The following is a 16,460-nucleotide window of genomic DNA, read 5'->3' on the forward strand; positions in this document are numbered from 1 at the left end:
CGGAATTTTGTCGGGAACCTTCGCCGCTGCGACCGGTTGTCCCCACAGTCGCAACGCGATCACTTTCGTAGAAAACAAGCGACGACTTCACAGAAATGGAGACAAACCATGTTCATGAAAATCCTCGCAGCTTCGGTTCTCACCATTGGTCTGGCCACGTCAGCCATGGCGCAAAGCGCCGGCAGCAACAACGCAAATGGAAGCGGCAGCGGCAAATCGGTGACGGTTGAGCCGAACACGCCGGCTTCACCGAATACGGTCGAGCCGGACACTGTCGACCCGGGCACGACCAACAGCACGACTGGCACGGTAGGAGATATGAATTCAAACGCGGATCAGAATTGCCCGGCAAGTCCGCAGGGGGCGCAGGCAGATGCCAACGGCACCTCCCCGGGCACCACCTCGCCGACAGTCAACGACAACAATTGCGGCAAGTAATCTGCACGCGATCGAACCAAAGCCGCGGAGCACAACCTCCGCGGCTTTGTTCTACCACGACGCGGGGATCGGGGTTTGGTACAACCTTGAACTCTACGAAACCGCCGTCTCGCGAACCGGCAGCTTCCAGCCTGGCCTGACGAAGTGGCAGGTGTATCCGTTGGGATATTTCTCCAGATAGTCCTGATGCTCGGGCTCGGCTTCCCAGAACGGACCAACGGGTGCGACTTCGGTGATGACCTTGCCCGGCCACAGGCCCGAGGCATCGACATCGGCGATGGTGTCCTCGGCGACGCGCTTCTGTTCGTCGCTGGTGTAATAGATCGCCGAGCGATAACTCGTCCCGACATCGTTGCCCTGGCGGTTGCGGGTCGTCGGATCGTGGATCTGGAAAAAGCGTTCCAGCAGCGTGCGATAGCTTATGATGGCCGGATCGAAATTGATCTCGATGGCTTCGGCGTGGGTGCCGTGGTTGCGGTAGGTGGCGTTGGGCACGTCGCCGCCGCTGTAGCCGACACGGGTGGAGATGACGCCGGGATAGCGCCGTATCAAATCCTGCATGCCCCAGAAACAGCCGCCGGCAAGGACTGCACGTTCGGTCGAAGTCGCCATGTCACGTCTCCTCAAAAGCAATTCCAGGAAAAGTGTGTGGCGGTTTTCCGTCTGGAATTGCGTGAAAGCAAGTGGTCTCGCCATAAATGGGCATTGTCACCTGCTTCGTCCAGCGGACGCGGTGGATCTACCTCAATTGCTCGGTTGGGCGAGGCTGTCGATCAAACCCAGTAGCTTCATGCCAGGCGGAATGGCGGCAAAGCTGATCGCCACCGGTGGTGCCCTGAGCGACCAGTCGAAAAGAACGGTCTTGACCGGGATGTTTCCCAGCCACGCCAGCAGCCGAGGTGGCACGCCGCTCCCGGGCCAGACCAGAAGCATGCCGTGATCGCGCAGCCGCTGGCTGGTGATCCAGGGGGCGAGCCGCATGTCGAGGTCTGTGAAGATCGACGGCTTGTCATAGGCGTTGAGGCCCGCCAGCAACGCGATGCGGGTATCGCCGCCGACGATGTCGAGCCGACCGGGCACCGCCGCGTGCCAGACCGCCTCGGCTTCGTCCGAAATCTGCCGCGCTGGCCAGCAGACGGCATCCATGCGCCCGCGCAAATTGCAACTCGTCCAGCGGATGCCCGCATAGGCACCGGACATGCCGAGGATGCAGGCGAACGCGCAGATCGCCAGCCGTCGCAGTTCGACGGCGCCAAGCCGATGACCCAGCAAGGCGATCGCCACAACGCCGACCAGATTGTACATCGGCGCGCCCCACGCCTCGCCGGCGCCGGTAAACAGCGAGGCCACCATGACAAGCACCGCCGGACCAAGCCCCATCCACACGAGATAGGCCAGCGCGCCGCGCTCAATGGGCTGTTCCGGCGCGGGCGAACGCCGCAACAGCCCCGATATCGACAGCACCAGCAATAAGCCGCAGAGCCCCGCCATTTGGACACCGATATAGTAAAGGCGGGCGCGGTGGACCAACACCCATTCATCGCGGCCGGCGACATAGGTCAGCGGCAGGAAATCGATGCGGTAGAGCTGGATGGCCAGTGGCGCGGCGACGGCGAGGAAAACCGCGAGCCCAAGCCAGGGCCAGGGCGTGGCGAGCCGATTGCGTGCCCGCGTGTCCGACAACAGCCAGATCGCCCCGAAGAGCAACAGCAGCCCGGTGGAAAACTTGGCATAGAGCCCGACGCCCGACACCAGTCCGAGCGCCAGCCACCAGCCCGGCCCACCGCTACGGCCCGCACGCCACAGCAGCCAGCAGATTGCGGCCCAGAAGGGCATCTGCGCGTAATCATGATTGAACTGCGGTGTCGGCCAGCCGAAGAAATACAATGACGGCATCAAAAGCACGGCGGCCAGCGCGCGGGTTCTCCCGAGCATGTCGCGGGCCAGCAGGTAGACGAAGACGAAGGTCGCCGAGACGACAAGCTGGGCGAGCAGATATTGCGGCCAGCGGAACGATCCGGTCAGAAGATGGCTGATCTCGAGCAGCCAGCCGGGGAGCTGCGGATGCTTGTAGGTCAAAAGCACCCATTCGCGGCCCCACATGAAACTCTCGACGACGTCGCCGGGCGGGGCGGCATCGACAAGCGCCGGCATCACGGTCCAGCACAGGATCTGCGTCAGGCATAAAAGCGCCAGGCCGGCTTCTGGATAGCGCGTCAGCCCCGGCCAGATCGACGACTGCCACCAGTCGCCTGGAACAGAACTGCCGACCGGCAGCCAACCGTTCATGGTTTCGTCGATTCGCGTCATGCGGTGGATAAATCACACCGGACGGTTTTACGAACAGCCCAGAACTTGAAGCTTACGAAAATGTATACTTGGCCGACCATGGCAAAACCAAGATTGAGGCAGAGTTTCGCGCCACCATGCCGCCTCTCCCGTCATCACATGCCAGCAAGACAACAATGGAACACGCCATCCCGCAGCACCCTGAACATGCCGGGCATGGCGCCTTGGGCGTGATCGCGGCAGGCGTCGCCTACGCCTGACCGGTTACCGTCCCCAAAAAGCATCCAGGATTTGAAAAATGCGCCACCACCACGCCGTCATTCACTACCGTGCGCTCGATTTCTGGATGGCCCGTGCGGCCGTTCTCGTCATCATCTGCCTGCAGCTTCTGGTCATCAACAATCTCTCATTCGGGCCGCGCTGGGTGGCGCCCGCGCTGGAGGCGGCCCTGCTGCTGCCCTTGTCGGTGGCCACCGCCTGGACGCAGGCCGCCACCCGAAAGGCGGTCGAGGACCACGAGTGGCATGCGATCGGCCAGTTTCGGGTCATGATCCGCAGAACAGCCCTGACCATGACCGCCATCATCAGCATCATCAATTGCGGTTCGCTGGTCCTGCTGGTGCGTGCCTTGCTGGAGGGCCATGCCGGCAGTAGCGGTACGACGCTGCTGATCGACGCGCTCAACATCTGGGTCACCAACGTCATCGTTTTTGCCTTGTGGTTCTGGAGCACCGACCGCGGCGGTCCGCCGACCTGCGGCCTCGTCAAGCTCGCACAGGCCGATTTCCTGTTCGCGCAGATGACGTTGAACGACCGTGAGCTTCGAGATTGGCTGCCCGGCTTCGTCGATTATTTCTTCCTCGCCTTCACCAATGCGACCGCATTTTCGCCGACCGATACCTTGCCACTCTCCCAGCGGGCCAAGCTGCTGATGATGGCCGAGGCCATGATCTCGCTGCTGACCGTCGCGCTGGTCGCGGCACGCGCGGTCAACATTCTGGCTTGATTAGGCCAAAACGCAAAAATGGCCCGCCCGGCGAACCGGAACGGGCTATTTTGGGTTGTCTTCGATGGTTCGATGCCGCGGGAAACGTGCCTCGGCAATTCCGCCAAGCAATCGCCGCCGCACCAGCTATTCGTCCCGCGCGCGGCTGACTCTCCGCACCACGAACTCGAACAGGACGTCCGAAATCCACATGGCGCAGACGCCGATCAGGAAGGCGGCCGCCAGCGTGGTGGTGTCGTCGGCGGGAGCGGGCATCGGCAGGCCGGCGATCCTGGCGTAGGAAACCGCCGGCAGCGTCAGATAGGCCGCCGCAAGCGCGCCGCAGATCGGCGAGGCCACCATTTCGCGCAGCTTGTAGCGATGCCGCGACAGCGCGCGCAGAACGCCGCCGGCGAGGCCCGCCGCCACGACCGGTCCCTTGATGCCGAGCAGGTCGAAAAGATCGTTCATCATGGCCTCCAGCCGCAAAGCTTCTGGCCCTTTTCGTTGTGAGCCAGGATCGCCGCCACCGACGCGTCGGAAAGGGTCGCCGCCTCCGCCCTTGTCGGCCGGAGGGGATGCCCGGCCGCGCAGAACGACCCGCCTGATGTGGTGCAGCCGGCCAGCAGCAGCGAGAGCGCTATGATTTTGACCATCTGGCCAGCCTCCCTCTGTTGTCTTCCGGCGTCCGGCCGGCGACGGCATCGTCGATCTTCTGGGCTTCGGTGCGCGCCGCGGCGTCGGCGGCATCCTGCCTGGCCTTCTGGCTGGCCTTGCCCTTGGCATAGGCCGTCCAGACACCGGCAAGCGCGGCGCCAATTGCCAGAAGATACGGCCAGGCCTGGCCGAGCAGCGCGAGGGCGAGTGTTCCCATCTCATGTCTCCTTGGCCGGCGGCGCGACCATGCCGCGCGGGCCGTCACGGACTGCGTTGATGATGATCTTGGCCAGGGCGCTGACGCCGCTGATCTGAAGCGCGGTGCGGTCGCTCACCCCGAGCAGCGTCCAGTCGAAGCCGGCGAGTGCGCCGCCGCAGATGATGGCGATCAGCGTGTTGAGGAGATTGTGCAGCGCATTGGTGTTGAACCATGTCATTGAAACAGGCTCCCGAACAAATCGGCGACCCGATGCCGGAAGGCCGCGAGCGCTCCGGCCATGAGAACGAGGATGCCGGCCGCGGCAGCCGCCTTGCCGCCGGGCGCCGGCTGCACGCGCCGAACCGACGGCGCCCCATTGGCCGATGTTTCGCCGCTGGGCGGCGCCGGCGCGGTCACCGGTGCCGCGGGGCGCTGCGCCGACATCAGCAGGGCCTGAACCCGCACCGACCTGACCCGATCGGACCAGCCGCGCCCGAATGTTGCCCATGTCGGCAACCGCTTGAGGAACGCCAGCCGCGCATCGCAAAGCGCATCGATGGTCACACCGGCCGGCTTTGCCTTGGCCGCCGCGACGGTGACCGGTCCGATCCGCCCGTCCTGCGCAACGCCGACGGCCGCCTGCAAATATTTGGCCGCCCGGCCAGGCCCGCTATTGACGGCGAAATCGAACACAGCGTGGTCGACGCCATCGGGCAATTCGGCGCCGAGCACAGCGTCCCAGTAGAAGCGGCGATAGACGGAGGCGACCTGCGCGTCGCTGATCGCACGCAGATCCGCCTTCGTCGCGTCGGCCTTCACATAGCGACGGAAGCTGGCAAGCGTCACGCCCTTCATGGTGGCGCCGCCGGGGTCAGCCGGATTGTCCGACCAGCCGCCTTCCGATTTGAGAACAAGCGCAAGCGCCCGCGCGAAGTTGCGGTCCATGGTGGTTTTCCTTCTTCGGATGATTTGGCTATGGTCGGCGCCGGGGAGCGGGCTGATGGATGATGAGCGACGCAAGGACCTAGTGATACTCGCCGCGCCGTGGGCTAAGCACAGCGCTAAGTTTCGTGCGAACGCAGCGGCGAAGGCTGGCGAAATCAGAACCCACGACGGCGGGCTCTTGCTTGTCTACGACGGCGGGTGGGAAGTCATTCGACCCGGCGACAGCAACGCGGAACTGGCTGACAACCCGAGCGCCCGCCGTCCCTGCCGGCTTACGGGACGGGGAACCTCCCATTGCTCTCAGGCTGTCTGGTTTGTCTGGTTTGTCTGGAACAGGTACGACCCTCTGAGGGTGCATACCCATGCCGAGCGGCGCAGCCTACATAAGGTTGGTGACATAGACGACATCGGCCTCCGTATCCCAGGCAAGCTCGACCGCGGCCGAAGGATGGTCCCAGCCGAAATCGAGCGCGCCCAGCCTTGGCCAGTAGCGCGGCAGCCGGAACGGCTCGCAGGCGATCAGCGCCTCGGCCACCGGAAAAATGCGGCCCGAACCCAGCACCGGAATGCCGCGGGCGCGGGCCTCGCGCTCGTGCGCCGGATAGGCGGCGACGATCGCCGCGCGCTCCTGCGGCGTGTAGTGCGCGGCATCGTCGATGGTCATGAAGGTGACGTGTCGGGACATGGGGGAATTCCTGAATCAGCATGGGAGATGCCGGCTGTATCGTATTGTTCGGACGCTGTTTTTCGGATCAGGCGCGACTGTTCTTACCTTCTCCCCTTGTGGGAGAAGGTGGATCGGCGCGCAGCGCCGAGACGGATGAGGGGTGTTCCAGCGAAGTGAAACGTTGGCGTTCCCTGGAACACCCCTCATCCGTCGCCTTCGGCGACACCTTTTCCCACAAGGGGAGAAGGCAAGTCAGGCGCATCACCCCTTCGCCATCCCCTCAATCTCTCCCGCCGACAAAAACAACAGCACCACGTCCGACATCCCAAGCAGCGGCGTGAACGTCACGATGGTGATGCCGCCCGTCGCGTTGGTGCGGGTCAGGCCCTCGGAATAGATGTCGAGCGGCGGTTCCTCGTCGAACCAGACGCCGTGTAAAGTCTCGCCCTGCCATTTCTCGCGGCCCTTCTCGAAACTCTTGAACGACAGCACCGATTCATCGGCCTGCACGTCGCCACCGCCACCCCAGCGCACCACGACGCTGTCGAGCGCGCCCGGTGCGCCGCGGCCCATGAAGGTCTGCACAATAGCGTCGGCCGGGATCATGCCGGTGCCCCAGGCCGCCTGCTGCTGCGGAGGACCGACCAGCACGCGCTGGGGATTGTCACGCGTGCCTTCGCCGGTGACGCCGGCCGCCCACAGCCTGACGCCAGAGTCAAACACCTTGCCTTGCCACCACTGGGGATAACGGCCGGTCAGGTGCATGGCCCATTCGGCGCCCCCTGCCCTGGTCTTGCCGAGCTGGTTGCCGGCCATGAACAGCCGCTCACGGTTTTGCGCTCCTGCCGCATGAAATTCGGCCTGGCGTTGATACGGTTTGTAGGCGGCAAGAAGATTGGTCCGGCGCCGTCTGTCCAGTTCGGCCATCAGCGCCAGATATTCCGTCTTCACGGACATCGCCGGGCTCTTCGAGGAACGGCTTGACGACGGCCTCAAGGGCGCGGATGCGGCTGCGGATTTCGTCATCGCTCAGGCCGTCCATTTGGTTGATCGTGGCATCGAAATCCTTGGGCAGCACCGACAGCACGATCTTCAGATATTGATCCGGCTTGTCGGCCCGCACCTCGGCGATGACGCCGGCGCCATGTGTGCGGAAATCGGCACGCACGGCGGCCAGGAAATCGTCGCCCAGTGTTTTCTTGGCGCGCTTGCGGCGCGGCTTCTGCGTCGCGGGCGGTTTGGCGGCGGGCCTGCGTCTCGCCGGCTTGCCGCGCGCCGGCCCGGTTGCGATCTTATCAGCCATGGACCTGGTCCATGGCGCTGGCACCGGCAGCGGAAACCATTTCGGCCTTGGGTGCCGCCGGTCGGGGCCGGCTGGCTCGCTTCTTCGAGCGAACCGTTTTCCTCTTTGCCTTCTTGGCGCGCTTCGGCCCTGTCGCCTGGGCGGGCTTCGTCGCACCGACAGGCTTTGCCACACCGGCCCGCGCCTTGAGCCGCGCCATGACGAGACCGACAAGGGGTCCGGCAATGCCGGCCTGCGGAAAACAAAAGTCGCCGGCCGCATCCCGCACCATGCCGATCTTTACGCCGGGTGCGACCTGCTCGACACGGCCCAGGCGTGGCTGCGGCGCAGTGCCTTCGGATTCGCCGATGGCGCTGACGATTTCCTGGCCGTCAGCATCGGTGATGATCGTGGCGTAGCGGTACATCGTGAGCCTCTTGAAGACTGGTGTAATTTGGTTCAATCAAAGGCGGCGGCGTCGCGGTGGCTGATGGCCTAGATAGAAGGCGAGTCCGATTGCCTCGATACCATCCGATCAGAGTGACCCCCGAGATAGATTGCGTCCAAAGCGACCTGCGCGAATTGCGCTGGACAGATGACGCGGTCGTGGCTGACTTCATAATCCCCGGCGACGAACACCATGTCTTGCGTGTTCTGTTCACCAATCAGGTGATCATCCGCATCCTCGACGAAATGCCGCTGAGCACCGAGCATGAGAACACGCCCAGGGAAGGTAACATTCCTCATCACTTCGCCTATCGAGTCGAAGGCGCCACCTTTGAGACAATGCAGTCCGAGACGTGGAAGTTCGCGCAGCACCCGGCAACACATTATCGCTTCGTGACCGGCTGGACATGCCTAGACGTTTTGTCGTCCAAGGAGCCGACCTTTCGGGTCGTCAAGCGAAGGCCGGTTTCAACCTTCGACTGACGTCGAGAACCGTCTCGCAAAATACGGCAGCACAAAGCCAGAAACAAAAAACCCGCCTCGGCGGCGGGTCGGTGGCGCAACTCAGCACCATGGGCAAAAATGTAGCATAGCTGCACTCACCCCGTCAACCGTTTTTTGAGAAAAAATTCCTAGACCGGCCGGAACTCCCGTTCGGAGCGACGCTGGCAAGCACGTAAAACCCTGCTTTTGCCGGCGGCTGGTCATAAGCCGGCAGGTGTGAAATCATTCGTCGAAGCTCATGGAATGATTCCCGTCGCACGGCCTTGTGGGAGAGGACGATGGACAGACCAGCCATGGCATCCGTGTTCAGGATGCGGCATGCACAAGCCACGGTTTCCGGCGTGCGCAGCACCGGCCAGGGTCAGGCCGATCCAGTCATCCGCGTGCGTTCGCTGGGCGAAGCCATCCGTTTCGTCGCCAACGCCTACCCCCAATACGACATCAGCGCCGTCGCCATCAGCTGTGGGGATGTTTCGATCAGCAGCCTCGGCAACCTGGAGGTCAAGGCGCTGTGGCGCGAATATGGCGAACGGCTGACGCAGGAATAGGTTTCGCCCGCAGCCTTCTGGAGCGGAAATGCCGCTCGCGCGTTTCAACCCCAGCCACGGGAGCAATCGCCATGAATGTCGCCAACCTGCAACTCGAAGGCCTGTTGATGGCCGTCGCCTCGATCAACCGCCTCCTGGTTCAAAAGGGGGTGCTGACGGCGGAGGAGATCGACCTGGCCTTGCGCAAGACCGAGGCCGGCGAAACCAACCAGGAGCGATCCGAAGGCATGTCCGCGTCCAGCCGCGACGCCGTCAACTTTCCGATCCGGCTGCTGGAACTCGCCAACCAGTGCCAGCCGGAGGCGGAGATGCCGTCTTTTTCGAAGCTGGCCCGCATGGTCGGCAAGATAAAGGAACCCTACAACGACCAGCTGTGAGCGGCCGGCGTGCGTCCGCGGTGGCCCGCTGCCCTCGCCTCAAGCCCTGCCCGGCCATCCCGAATTGAGCGAAAGCACCTTGCCCGGTCCATGTACGGCCGCAAACAGCAGTCCGGCCAGGAACGAAAAATGGTCGACGAAGAAGCCGAACTCGGCCTGGTTGCCTGCCCAGTGGCTGGGTCCGTGAAAGGCGAAGCCGAGGAACAGCACATAGGCGGCGGCGACCAGGGCTGCCTGCGAGAAGAAGGCGCCGGTCAGGAAGCACAGCACCAGCGCGACTTCCAGGATCGCCGCGCACCAGGCCAGGAACAGCGGAAACGGAAAGCCGGCGGCGGCGATATAGCCGGCGGTGGCGTCCATGCCCATGAACTTGAAGGTCACGGCCATCAGGAAGACGCCGGCGAAGATCAGCCGGGCGACGACAAGGGCCGCGGTCTGCCACGGTGATTGAGTGATTTGCGACGACATGCTCGTTCTCCAGCTTTGCAGGTTGATCGCTCCTAGGACGCGCGACCGGCGCCAGGTCCGACACATCAGGCCAATTTTTCTCGACAGGATCGCAGAGGGCTTTCGAAGCGTCACACCGTACAGCAAGAGAGATTTTCGGTTTGCCGGCTGACGGCATATTATTGCTCGCTCCAAGGGGGAATCGGACATGGCCAAGGCATTGACCATCGGCGCACCGCGGCATGCGGCGACGAGCACCGCCTACGAACAGGAATGCAGGGATATGCTGGCTCCGCATCTCGACGCCTGCTCCGCAAGGTCGAGGCCGCCGGCTGGAACCGCGGGCAGGCCGCCTCGGCGCTCATGTATCTCGCCGCGATGCGGCTGAAGCCGGCCTGACGACGGCCCGAACGGCTTTCCGGCGCCGCCGCGATTGAAACTTGTTGGTAATCACGGAAGTGCTATCGTTAGTCGGGGCTAATGCACCGGTGGTGCAGGGATTTTGGGTGGGCTGAAATTTGCGTACAAGCGTCAGGTTTGGGGCGATATCTCATGGCGTGCGGTCGGCGCCGCTGGAGTGCAGCGGCTGCGGCGGCGCTGGCCAGGTCTTCGAATGCCCGCGCTGGACGAGTTCCAACGGCCATTGCTGCCCCGCCGGCACGCACCGGCGCGGCTGCCCCGGCCTCAGCGCGGCATGCTCCGAATGTGACGGCGACCACGCTGCCGCCGCCGACCCCATGCGGCCCTCGGCCTGATACAGGGCTATCGCAGCCCAGGCCGTGTCGTCTGGTGGAACCGGCGGCGCCAATCTGTGTTATGTCGTGTTGATCGCGGGCGCCGAAGGCTGCGCGTCCCCGACAACAGAAAGCGAGGCCTGAGATGGCTGACGACAAGTCGAAGACGAAACAGGACCGCAAGCAGGTCTCGAGTGAAGAGCCCTACGAGGTTGCCGCCTTTGCCCGCAAATACGGCATCCCGCCAAGCGAGGCACAGACCATCATCAAGCGCTACGGCCCCTCGCGCAAGAAGCTCGACGCCCATATGGCGGCCCGCGGCTAGTCGAAACCATTTCGCCTGGGCGGCGTTGAAGATGCTGCGGGCCGTGTCAACCGGGCCTGGTGGTACGGTGAACAGGATGTCTTTTTCCCGGGTTTCTCATCCTGGCCAACGAAACGGCAGACGAGCATCTGTCCCACCCGGCCGGCAGCGCCACGCATTGAGGGAGGTCGCCATGTCCGACACCATACGCAGGACCGGCAGCTGCCTGTGCGGCGGCGTGCAGTTCGAGGTTCACGGCGCGCCGCTGCGCGTCGGCCTGTGCCATTGCAAGGACTGCCGCAAGGCCGGCGGTTCGGTCTACTCGGCCTTTGCCATCTGGCCGCGCGAAGCCTTCGAGACCACCGGCCTCGTCAGCTCCTATGGCACGCGCAGCTTTTGCCCGACATGCGGCGGCCGCGTCGCCTGGGTCGACGACAATGAGGCCGAGGTGGCGATCGGCAGCCTCGACATCGCGCCGACCGATCTCGTGCCCGAATATGAATTGTGGACCTCCAGGCGCGAGACCTGGCTGCACGCTTTGCCCGGCACCGAACAGTTCGAGCATGACCGCCCAGCGCAGCACAACGCCGAAGCGCCGACGCCGAGATCGCTGTCGGACATCGACGCCGAGATTTGATCTCCTGGCAAGGGAACCCTGTCCTGCCGGCGACGTTACCGATCGCCTCTCACGCATGTCGCCAGCGACACTTGCGGCAATCATGGAGACGACCGTTGAACGACAAGATGTTTCCCCGCCCCATCAGGCTGAAATTCGCGCCTGAGCGCGAGCGCATCATCCGCAGCGCCTGGGAAGGGCTGGAATGCCTCGGCGACTGGCCGTCTGGCCAGGGACGGCGCTACCGGGCGGCGTTGCGCAGTTGCCGCGATGCGCTGGATGGCTGGACGCCGGCGGAAAAAGCGATGCGGGCGATGATCGACGCCGCGCGCGAAGCAAAACTCCTCCAGTAGTTGGAAAACAGGACATGTCCGAGCTCATTTTGCCCACACCGATGCGGATCAAGCCGCATGGGTCGGACACGATCCGCGACGTCGCCACGCTCAAGGATGCCAGCGAAATCCTGATCGACTGGCCGCAGGCCAAACGCGGCCCGTTCTACCAGGCGGCGCGCGAGAAGGTCGAAGCAGCCCTGGATAACAATGCAGGTGCTGCCGAGGCACAGGAAGCGTTCGCAGCGCTCTGCAGCCACTCCGGCGTCTTGGTGCGATAGCGGTTTCAATAAAAAGAAGCAGGCGGGACATCGTGCCTCGCCTGCTTCACGCAAATCGTCCTGATCACCCGCAATACTCGATCCGATTATTCCGCCGGAAGCTCGCCCTGTACGATCGGGTGTGAGGTTTCGAAGCCAAAACTCTTCGGCGCCAGCAGAATCAAGGCAATCACGATGGCAATCGAGGCAAGCAACGTGGCTGTGGTCGCAATATCTCTCACGATAATCTCTCCGAATTCCAAGTCGTGAGAGAAACGCCCCCAAGATAACGAGGTTCCATTAGCTTGCGCGATAATACCAGCGAGCGGAGGTTATTGCTTCGGCGGCTGGGGCGGCACTTCACCCGGCTTGATCACCGGCGTCTTGCCTTCGTTCGGCGCCGGCGCCGCCATGCCCTGGTCGCCCGTCGGGGGCGGTTTCAGCACGCCGCCGCAGTCGTTGAGCTTCGCGGTCAAATTGCCGTCATCGGCCTGCTGTCCAGGCTGCTGTTTTGCCCCTTGCTCGGTCTGAGCCCTACATTTGTCGGCCTGCGGCGCCTGGCTGTCGTTCTGCTGCTGGGCCGCGGCCGGCACTGCCAGCGCCAGCATGAGGCCTAGTGGCATGATGGCAAGAATTCTCATCACTGCCTCCTTCTTTCTCTCACGGTCGCCCGCGGCGACCTTCCTTTCAAAGGGACAACGCCTGTCGATGAAAAAGGTTGGCCGCCTCGCCGCGCGGCATTGCAACCAAACCCGTTTGCCGGCCGTTGCGCGTGCCGGAGGCGATCATGTTCGAAGGTTTTCAAGGCGCGGAAATCGACACCGGCGATGCCGGCATATTCTGCCTGCGCGCCGGCGGCGGGCCACCGCTGCTGTTGCTGCACGGCTTTCCGCAGACGCATCTGATGTGGCGCGACATCGCCCCCGCTCTGGCCAGCCGGTTCAGCGTCGTCTGCGCCGACCTGCGCGGCTATGGCCGCAGTTCCTGTCCGGCATCCACTCCCGACCACGCCCCCTATGCCAAGCGCACCATGGCCGCCGATATGATGAGGCTGATGGAGAAGCTGGGTTTCAGCAGATTCATGGTCGCCGGCCATGATCGCGGCGGGCGTGTCGCCTACCGCATGGCGCTCGATCATCGGGGCAGCATCGACAGGCTCGCCGTTCTCGACATCGTGCCGACCGCCGAAGCCTGGGACCGGGCCGACGCCAGGCTGGCGCTGGGTTATTGGCCATGGTCGCTGCTGGCGCAGCCCGAGCCGTTGCCGGAAAAGATCCTGTCCGGCGCCGCCGAGGCGATCGTCGACAATGCGCTCAACGGCTGGGGCTCGCCGCCATCGGCGTTTCCAGCCGAAGTGCGTCAGGCCTATGTCGAGGCCTTGCGCGCGCCTGCCCACGCCCATGCCATCTGCGAGGAATATCGGGCGGCAGCCACGCTCGATCGCGAGCACGACCATGCCGACAAGGCAGCCGGCCGGCGCATTCGCTGCCCGCTGCTGGCGCTATGGAGCGGTCAGGGCGCGTTGGCGCAATGGTATGCCGGCGAAGGCGGGCCGCTGGCGCTGTGGCAGGGCTGGGCCGACGATGTGCGTGGCCAGGCGATGCCAGGTGGACACTTCTTTCCCGAGGAGAATCCGGCGCGGACGGCCGATCTGCTGGCCGGCTTCTTCGGTGAAACCAGTCACGGCATCTCTCGGCGAACGGGATTACCTTCGCCCTCCCTTTGATCGGGCCGAGGCCCCCTCCTTTTCCGCCTTTGCCTGACTGCCTTCATCACCGGCGGCAAGGCCGGGTCCGCTTTCGAACCGGCGCAGAAAGCCGGCAACGACCAGCACGATCAGCGTGCCGAACCCGGCCACTTGCCAAAGACCCAGTCCGCAGGCGACGCCGATCGCGCCCGCCAGCCACATGCCGGCGCCGGTCGTCAGCCCATGCACCTCGCCGCGCGAAAACATGATCGAGCCGGCGGCGAGGAAAGCGACGCCGGCGGTCACCGCCTCGACCACCCGGATCGGATCGACCTTGACCGATTCCCCGGCGAACATCGGCGCGTGCACGATCTCGACCGTCAGGATGCCGAAGGTGGCGGCGGCGACGCAGACGAGAATATGCGTGCGAAGTCCGGCCGGGCGGTTGCGCCATTCGCGTTCGAAACCGATGACCGCGCCATAGAGGGTGGCCAGCAACAGCCGCGCCGCGATGACCGGAAACGAGGTGTAGGTGGAATGGCCGAATTCCTCGACGAGCTGTTCCATGATGTCCCCTCCAAAAGCTTGACGCCACAACGCGGCCACCGGGTCGCGGTTCCTGAATCCACGGCCAGGTGCGGCAAGGATGCGGCCGCTTTTGAATACGCATCTGCCAAAGGGAGGTTGATGGAACCAACCCTCAAGGGCTCAGGAAGGCTCGGTTTCGGGCAGGTCGGCGCCGAGCTGCGGAACGATGATCGAGTCCAGGGGCGCCGTCAGGGACCATTTGAGATGGCCCGGGCTGCGATCCAGCACCGCCAAGCCGTTCAGCGATTGCGGCGCGACCCGTTGCAGGACGACGGTGCCGAAACCCTTGCGCGTGCTTTCGTCCCGCCGCTCTCCCTCGCGCACCGGCATCGTCTCGTCCCAGACCAGATGAATTTCCCGCTTGTCCGAAACGCCTTCGACGATCCGCCAGGTGATCTCGAGCCGCCCGGCCTCGCTCGCCAGCGCGCCATATTTTGATGAGTTGGTGCCGAGTTCATGAAATGCCATGCCGAGATTCTGCACGGCGTTCGGCTGCAGGGTCAAAAGCGGCCCGGAGAGCGATACCCGCGCCTCGTGGCCGAACGGCTTGAGCTGCTCCTGGGCGAGGTCGAAGAGGCTGGCGCCGGCCCATTCCGAGTTCACCAGCAGATCGTGCGACCGCGACAGCGCCATGATGCGGGAGCGGATCAACTCCTCGAATTCACGCGGATCGGTCGAGCGTTTGCTGGTCTCCCTGATCATCGAGAGGATCACCGCGAACTGGTTCTTGACGCGATGGTTCACCTCGCGGAGCAAAAGCCTGATCCGGCGCTCGCTCTCCTTGCTGGCGGTGATGTCGCGGGCGATCTTCGAGGCGCCGATGATCTCGCCGGACACGTTCCTGATCGGCGAAATGGTCAGCGACACGGCGATGAGGCCGCCATCCTTGCGCCGGCGGATCGTCTCGTAGCTGGCCAGCAGCTCGCCCCTGCGAACCCGGCTGATGATGTCGGTCTCTTCATCCTTGAGATGATCGGGGATGAGCATGAGCACGGAGCGGCCGACGGCCTCTTCGGCGGTGTAGCCGAACATGCGTTGCGCCGCCGCGTTCCAACTGGTGATGATGCTGTTCAGATCCTTGCTGACGATGGCGTCGAAGGACGAATCGACAATCGCTGCCAACCGCGCATCGGCGGTGATGGCGATCAAGGCATCACGGCCCGCCAAATCTATCACGGTCGACCCCTTCTCCCTCTGCGCGGATTGCGCGCATGGCCACCAATGCGCCGCGGTGCATTTTGGTTGCAATCGCCTCCAACATTCCTCCCAGGAACAGTCCGGGCAGTTCATGTCCGGAACCTTGCGCGCCTGCGCGAGTTGCACCCGACACCCCCCGTGGACGGCTCAATAAGGAGGCACACAATGAGCGACGGCAACAGCGATCTCGACCGGGTCTGGAAACTGATGGACAGGATCGGCTTCTGTATGCTCGCCACTCGCGAAGGCGATGACATCCGCTCGCGACCGATGGCGGCGCATGTGGTGCGCGACGAAAACGCCATCTACTTCCTCACCGATGTCGACAGTCACAAGGATGACGAGATCGAAGCCGAGCCTAATGTCGGCCTCGCCTTCGCCGATTCAGGCGGCCAGAAATATGTTTCCGTCAGCGGTCTGGCGGCGGTTTCGAACGACCGCGCCAAAATCAGGGAGTTGTGGTCGACCCCTGCCAAGGCCTGGTGGGACAGTGCCGATGACCCTTCGATCCGCGTGCTTAAGGTGACGCCGAAAGACGCCCAGTATTGGGACAGCCCCGGCACCGTGGTCAGCTATGTGAAGATGCTGGCCGCAACGGTCAGCGACAGCCGCCCGGAAATCGGTGACACCGGCAAGGTCAGGATGTAGCCGGACGGCGTTGAAAATCAGGACGTCAGATGGGCGAATGCCGGTGGCCGCAGGGAATATAGCCAGTGCGGCACACCGGTGCCGATCAGTCCGGCTTGGGAGGATCAGGGGCATTCCATGCTGGATCGGCGTCGGCATCCCTTTGCGGACAGTCCTCGTAACTGTGGTCGCGGCCGCCGCAAAAGGAACAGCACATGGCCTCGCGATCCCCGTTTCCGGTCCGCCATTGCGGGGTTTCGTAGGGCTTCCTGCCATCCATCCCCAGCAATGCACGACGGACCATTTGGTTGCGCCGTCACAGACGGCCAG

Annotated in this window: 28 protein-coding genes and 1 pseudogene; 13 read left to right on the forward strand and 16 right to left on the reverse strand. The window is 63.9% G+C overall.

What is annotated here, in order from left to right; translation table 11 throughout:
- Positions 1-108: 108 nt before the first annotated feature.
- The gene (locus AC0L2U_RS25670) at positions 109-438 is read left to right on the forward strand and encodes a RodZ family helix-turn-helix domain-containing protein (protein WP_127398906.1); all 330 of its coding nucleotides are present in this window, start codon (positions 109-111) and stop codon (positions 436-438) included.
- Positions 439-531: 93 nt separating this feature from the next.
- Here the strand turns inward: AC0L2U_RS25670 and msrA are convergent, their stop codons facing one another.
- The gene (gene msrA / locus AC0L2U_RS25675) at positions 532-1,050 is read right to left on the reverse strand and encodes a peptide-methionine (S)-S-oxide reductase MsrA (protein WP_127272383.1); all 519 of its coding nucleotides are present in this window, start codon (positions 1,048-1,050) and stop codon (positions 532-534) included.
- 132 nt (positions 1,051-1,182) lie between these two features.
- The gene (locus tag AC0L2U_RS25680) at positions 1,183-2,748 is read right to left on the reverse strand and encodes an ArnT family glycosyltransferase (protein ID WP_245481711.1); all 1,566 of its coding nucleotides are present in this window, start codon (positions 2,746-2,748) and stop codon (positions 1,183-1,185) included.
- Between the two features lie 68 nt (positions 2,749-2,816).
- Here AC0L2U_RS25680 and AC0L2U_RS25685 point away from each other — a divergent pair, with 68 nt between their 5' ends.
- Together AC0L2U_RS25685 and AC0L2U_RS25690 are read left to right on the forward strand one after the other, a co-directional pair.
- The gene (locus AC0L2U_RS25685; RefSeq protein ID WP_164762750.1) at positions 2,817-2,987 is read left to right on the forward strand and encodes a hypothetical protein; all 171 of its coding nucleotides are present in this window, start codon (positions 2,817-2,819) and stop codon (positions 2,985-2,987) included.
- 38 nt (positions 2,988-3,025) lie between these two features.
- Complete coding sequence (locus AC0L2U_RS25690; protein ID WP_473602823.1) at positions 3,026-3,733, forward strand: hypothetical protein; 708 nt, start codon at positions 3,026-3,028, stop codon at positions 3,731-3,733.
- A 126-nt stretch (positions 3,734-3,859) separates the two neighbouring features.
- Here the strand turns inward: AC0L2U_RS25690 and AC0L2U_RS25695 are convergent, their stop codons facing one another.
- The 9 genes and pseudogenes from AC0L2U_RS25695 to AC0L2U_RS25735 form a co-directional block, all read right to left on the reverse strand.
- The gene (locus AC0L2U_RS25695; protein ID WP_127399487.1) at positions 3,860-4,183 is read right to left on the reverse strand and encodes a hypothetical protein; all 324 of its coding nucleotides are present in this window, start codon (positions 4,181-4,183) and stop codon (positions 3,860-3,862) included.
- The gene (locus AC0L2U_RS25700) at positions 4,183-4,368 is read right to left on the reverse strand and encodes a hypothetical protein (RefSeq protein WP_127271123.1); all 186 of its coding nucleotides are present in this window, start codon (positions 4,366-4,368) and stop codon (positions 4,183-4,185) included. The genes AC0L2U_RS25695 and AC0L2U_RS25700 overlap by 1 nt, the downstream gene beginning before the upstream one ends.
- Complete coding sequence (locus tag AC0L2U_RS25705) at positions 4,353-4,586, reverse strand: hypothetical protein (protein ID WP_127809895.1); 234 nt, start codon at positions 4,584-4,586, stop codon at positions 4,353-4,355. Before AC0L2U_RS25705 ends, AC0L2U_RS25700 begins: the two co-directional genes overlap by 16 nt.
- Position 4,587: 1 nt before the next feature.
- Positions 4,588-4,806, reverse strand: a complete 219-nt coding sequence (locus tag AC0L2U_RS25710) for a hypothetical protein (protein WP_473602824.1) — start codon at positions 4,804-4,806, stop codon at positions 4,588-4,590.
- The gene (locus AC0L2U_RS25715) at positions 4,803-5,513 is read right to left on the reverse strand and encodes a glycoside hydrolase family 108 protein (RefSeq protein ID WP_128289100.1); all 711 of its coding nucleotides are present in this window, start codon (positions 5,511-5,513) and stop codon (positions 4,803-4,805) included. The genes AC0L2U_RS25710 and AC0L2U_RS25715 overlap by 4 nt, the downstream gene beginning before the upstream one ends.
- Before the next feature lie 385 nt (positions 5,514-5,898).
- A pseudogene (locus AC0L2U_RS25720) lies at positions 5,899-6,192 on the reverse strand (terminase large subunit domain-containing protein); the annotation flags it as partial.
- Positions 6,193-6,441: 249 nt separating this feature from the next.
- Positions 6,442-7,107, reverse strand: coding sequence for a terminase large subunit domain-containing protein (locus tag AC0L2U_RS25725; RefSeq protein WP_473602859.1), 666 nt, complete (start codon positions 7,105-7,107; stop codon positions 6,442-6,444).
- Complete coding sequence (locus AC0L2U_RS25730; RefSeq protein ID WP_473602825.1) at positions 7,007-7,483, reverse strand: hypothetical protein; 477 nt, start codon at positions 7,481-7,483, stop codon at positions 7,007-7,009. The genes AC0L2U_RS25725 and AC0L2U_RS25730 overlap by 101 nt, the downstream gene beginning before the upstream one ends.
- The gene (locus AC0L2U_RS25735; protein ID WP_473602826.1) at positions 7,476-7,889 is read right to left on the reverse strand and encodes a hypothetical protein; all 414 of its coding nucleotides are present in this window, start codon (positions 7,887-7,889) and stop codon (positions 7,476-7,478) included. The genes AC0L2U_RS25730 and AC0L2U_RS25735 overlap by 8 nt, the downstream gene beginning before the upstream one ends.
- A 179-nt stretch (positions 7,890-8,068) precedes the next feature.
- On the opposite strand from AC0L2U_RS25735, the gene AC0L2U_RS25740 reads away from it, so the two are divergent.
- From AC0L2U_RS25740 to AC0L2U_RS25750, 3 genes are all read left to right on the forward strand, one after another.
- On the forward strand, positions 8,069-8,392 hold the full coding sequence (locus AC0L2U_RS25740; RefSeq protein WP_473602827.1) for a hypothetical protein: 324 nt from the start codon (positions 8,069-8,071) through the stop codon (positions 8,390-8,392).
- Between the two features lie 299 nt (positions 8,393-8,691).
- A complete protein-coding gene (locus tag AC0L2U_RS25745; RefSeq protein ID WP_127398148.1) occupies positions 8,692-8,961 on the forward strand; it encodes a hypothetical protein in 270 nt (89 codons plus the stop codon).
- A 71-nt stretch (positions 8,962-9,032) separates the two neighbouring features.
- Positions 9,033-9,338, forward strand: coding sequence for a hypothetical protein (locus AC0L2U_RS25750; RefSeq protein WP_023813813.1), 306 nt, complete (start codon positions 9,033-9,035; stop codon positions 9,336-9,338).
- Positions 9,339-9,377: 39 nt separating this feature from the next.
- Here AC0L2U_RS25750 and AC0L2U_RS25755 read toward each other — a convergent pair whose 3' ends face one another.
- Positions 9,378-9,806, reverse strand: a complete 429-nt coding sequence (locus AC0L2U_RS25755) for a DoxX family protein (RefSeq protein WP_127270776.1) — start codon at positions 9,804-9,806, stop codon at positions 9,378-9,380.
- A gap of 252 nt (positions 9,807-10,058) precedes the next feature.
- Between AC0L2U_RS25755 and AC0L2U_RS25760 the strand changes: the two genes are divergently transcribed.
- From AC0L2U_RS25760 to AC0L2U_RS25780, 5 genes are all read left to right on the forward strand, one after another.
- Positions 10,059-10,184 (forward strand): hypothetical protein, encoded by a 126-nt coding sequence (locus tag AC0L2U_RS25760; RefSeq protein WP_473602828.1) that lies wholly within the window; start codon positions 10,059-10,061, stop codon positions 10,182-10,184.
- A 480-nt stretch (positions 10,185-10,664) separates the two neighbouring features.
- The gene (locus AC0L2U_RS25765; RefSeq protein ID WP_023813816.1) at positions 10,665-10,844 is read left to right on the forward strand and encodes a DUF3606 domain-containing protein; all 180 of its coding nucleotides are present in this window, start codon (positions 10,665-10,667) and stop codon (positions 10,842-10,844) included.
- A gap of 172 nt (positions 10,845-11,016) precedes the next feature.
- Positions 11,017-11,460: a GFA family protein gene (locus AC0L2U_RS25770; protein ID WP_127809865.1), complete on the forward strand. Its 444-nt coding sequence runs from the start codon at positions 11,017-11,019 to the stop codon at positions 11,458-11,460.
- Positions 11,461-11,555: 95 nt separating this feature from the next.
- Entirely contained in the window at positions 11,556-11,792 is a 237-nt protein-coding gene (locus tag AC0L2U_RS25775; RefSeq protein ID WP_127270771.1) for a DUF982 domain-containing protein, read from the forward strand.
- A 14-nt stretch (positions 11,793-11,806) separates the two neighbouring features.
- Positions 11,807-12,052 (forward strand): DUF982 domain-containing protein, encoded by a 246-nt coding sequence (locus AC0L2U_RS25780; RefSeq protein WP_127331690.1) that lies wholly within the window; start codon positions 11,807-11,809, stop codon positions 12,050-12,052.
- A gap of 86 nt (positions 12,053-12,138) precedes the next feature.
- On the opposite strand, the gene AC0L2U_RS25785 is transcribed toward AC0L2U_RS25780, so the two are convergent.
- Positions 12,139-12,273: a hypothetical protein gene (locus AC0L2U_RS25785; protein WP_281035303.1), complete on the reverse strand. Its 135-nt coding sequence runs from the start codon at positions 12,271-12,273 to the stop codon at positions 12,139-12,141.
- A gap of 90 nt (positions 12,274-12,363) precedes the next feature.
- Positions 12,364-12,672: a hypothetical protein gene (locus tag AC0L2U_RS25790; protein WP_127331689.1), complete on the reverse strand. Its 309-nt coding sequence runs from the start codon at positions 12,670-12,672 to the stop codon at positions 12,364-12,366.
- Positions 12,673-12,818: 146 nt separating this feature from the next.
- On the opposite strand from AC0L2U_RS25790, the gene AC0L2U_RS25795 reads away from it, so the two are divergent.
- Positions 12,819-13,757 (forward strand): alpha/beta fold hydrolase, encoded by a 939-nt coding sequence (locus AC0L2U_RS25795; protein WP_473602829.1) that lies wholly within the window; start codon positions 12,819-12,821, stop codon positions 13,755-13,757.
- On the opposite strand, the gene AC0L2U_RS25800 is transcribed toward AC0L2U_RS25795, so the two are convergent.
- Both AC0L2U_RS25800 and AC0L2U_RS25805 read right to left on the reverse strand, forming a co-directional pair.
- Positions 13,737-14,285 (reverse strand): MgtC/SapB family protein, encoded by a 549-nt coding sequence (locus AC0L2U_RS25800; protein WP_127809862.1) that lies wholly within the window; start codon positions 14,283-14,285, stop codon positions 13,737-13,739. The genes AC0L2U_RS25795 and AC0L2U_RS25800 overlap by 21 nt on opposite strands.
- 141 nt (positions 14,286-14,426) lie before the next feature.
- Entirely contained in the window at positions 14,427-15,482 is a 1,056-nt protein-coding gene (locus AC0L2U_RS25805; protein WP_127809861.1) for a PAS domain S-box protein, read from the reverse strand.
- Between the two features lie 186 nt (positions 15,483-15,668).
- On the opposite strand from AC0L2U_RS25805, the gene AC0L2U_RS25810 reads away from it, so the two are divergent.
- Positions 15,669-16,151: a pyridoxamine 5'-phosphate oxidase family protein gene (locus AC0L2U_RS25810; protein WP_128307677.1), complete on the forward strand. Its 483-nt coding sequence runs from the start codon at positions 15,669-15,671 to the stop codon at positions 16,149-16,151.
- The last annotated feature ends 309 nt before the right edge of the window (positions 16,152-16,460 follow it).

The organism is Mesorhizobium sp. WSM4808, from assembly GCF_055811675.1.

What these genes read in the sequence shown, in the direction of transcription:
- AC0L2U_RS25670 (WP_127398906.1), top strand. Translation starts at nt 109, where the DNA reads ATGTTCATGAAAATCCTCGCAGCTTCGGTTCTCACCATTGGTCTGGCC.
- msrA (WP_127272383.1), bottom strand. Translation starts at nt 1,050, where the DNA reads ATGGCGACTTCGACCGAACGTGCAGTCCTTGCCGGCGGCTGTTTCTGG.
- AC0L2U_RS25680 (WP_245481711.1), bottom strand. Translation starts at nt 2,748, where the DNA reads ATGACGCGAATCGACGAAACCATGAACGGTTGGCTGCCGGTCGGCAGT.
- AC0L2U_RS25690 (WP_473602823.1), top strand. Translation starts at nt 3,026, where the DNA reads ATGCGCCACCACCACGCCGTCATTCACTACCGTGCGCTCGATTTCTGG.
- AC0L2U_RS25695 (WP_127399487.1), bottom strand. Translation starts at nt 4,183, where the DNA reads ATGAACGATCTTTTCGACCTGCTCGGCATCAAGGGACCGGTCGTGGCG.
- AC0L2U_RS25700 (WP_127271123.1), bottom strand. Translation starts at nt 4,368, where the DNA reads ATGGTCAAAATCATAGCGCTCTCGCTGCTGCTGGCCGGCTGCACCACA.
- AC0L2U_RS25705 (WP_127809895.1), bottom strand. Translation starts at nt 4,586, where the DNA reads ATGGGAACACTCGCCCTCGCGCTGCTCGGCCAGGCCTGGCCGTATCTT.
- AC0L2U_RS25710 (WP_473602824.1), bottom strand. Translation starts at nt 4,806, where the DNA reads ATGACATGGTTCAACACCAATGCGCTGCACAATCTCCTCAACACGCTG.
- AC0L2U_RS25715 (WP_128289100.1), bottom strand. Translation starts at nt 5,513, where the DNA reads ATGGACCGCAACTTCGCGCGGGCGCTTGCGCTTGTTCTCAAATCGGAA.
- AC0L2U_RS25725 (WP_473602859.1), bottom strand. Translation starts at nt 7,107, where the DNA reads ATGGCCGAACTGGACAGACGGCGCCGGACCAATCTTCTTGCCGCCTAC.
- AC0L2U_RS25730 (WP_473602825.1), bottom strand. Translation starts at nt 7,483, where the DNA reads ATGGCTGATAAGATCGCAACCGGGCCGGCGCGCGGCAAGCCGGCGAGA.
- AC0L2U_RS25735 (WP_473602826.1), bottom strand. Translation starts at nt 7,889, where the DNA reads ATGTACCGCTACGCCACGATCATCACCGATGCTGACGGCCAGGAAATC.
- AC0L2U_RS25745 (WP_127398148.1), top strand. Translation starts at nt 8,692, where the DNA reads ATGGACAGACCAGCCATGGCATCCGTGTTCAGGATGCGGCATGCACAA.
- AC0L2U_RS25750 (WP_023813813.1), top strand. Translation starts at nt 9,033, where the DNA reads ATGAATGTCGCCAACCTGCAACTCGAAGGCCTGTTGATGGCCGTCGCC.
- AC0L2U_RS25755 (WP_127270776.1), bottom strand. Translation starts at nt 9,806, where the DNA reads ATGTCGTCGCAAATCACTCAATCACCGTGGCAGACCGCGGCCCTTGTC.
- AC0L2U_RS25760 (WP_473602828.1), top strand. Translation starts at nt 10,059, where the DNA reads ATGCAGGGATATGCTGGCTCCGCATCTCGACGCCTGCTCCGCAAGGTC.
- AC0L2U_RS25765 (WP_023813816.1), top strand. Translation starts at nt 10,665, where the DNA reads ATGGCTGACGACAAGTCGAAGACGAAACAGGACCGCAAGCAGGTCTCG.
- AC0L2U_RS25770 (WP_127809865.1), top strand. Translation starts at nt 11,017, where the DNA reads ATGTCCGACACCATACGCAGGACCGGCAGCTGCCTGTGCGGCGGCGTG.
- AC0L2U_RS25780 (WP_127331690.1), top strand. Translation starts at nt 11,807, where the DNA reads ATGTCCGAGCTCATTTTGCCCACACCGATGCGGATCAAGCCGCATGGG.
- AC0L2U_RS25790 (WP_127331689.1), bottom strand. Translation starts at nt 12,672, where the DNA reads ATGAGAATTCTTGCCATCATGCCACTAGGCCTCATGCTGGCGCTGGCA.
- AC0L2U_RS25795 (WP_473602829.1), top strand. Translation starts at nt 12,819, where the DNA reads ATGTTCGAAGGTTTTCAAGGCGCGGAAATCGACACCGGCGATGCCGGC.
- AC0L2U_RS25800 (WP_127809862.1), bottom strand. Translation starts at nt 14,285, where the DNA reads ATGGAACAGCTCGTCGAGGAATTCGGCCATTCCACCTACACCTCGTTT.
- AC0L2U_RS25810 (WP_128307677.1), top strand. Translation starts at nt 15,669, where the DNA reads ATGAGCGACGGCAACAGCGATCTCGACCGGGTCTGGAAACTGATGGAC.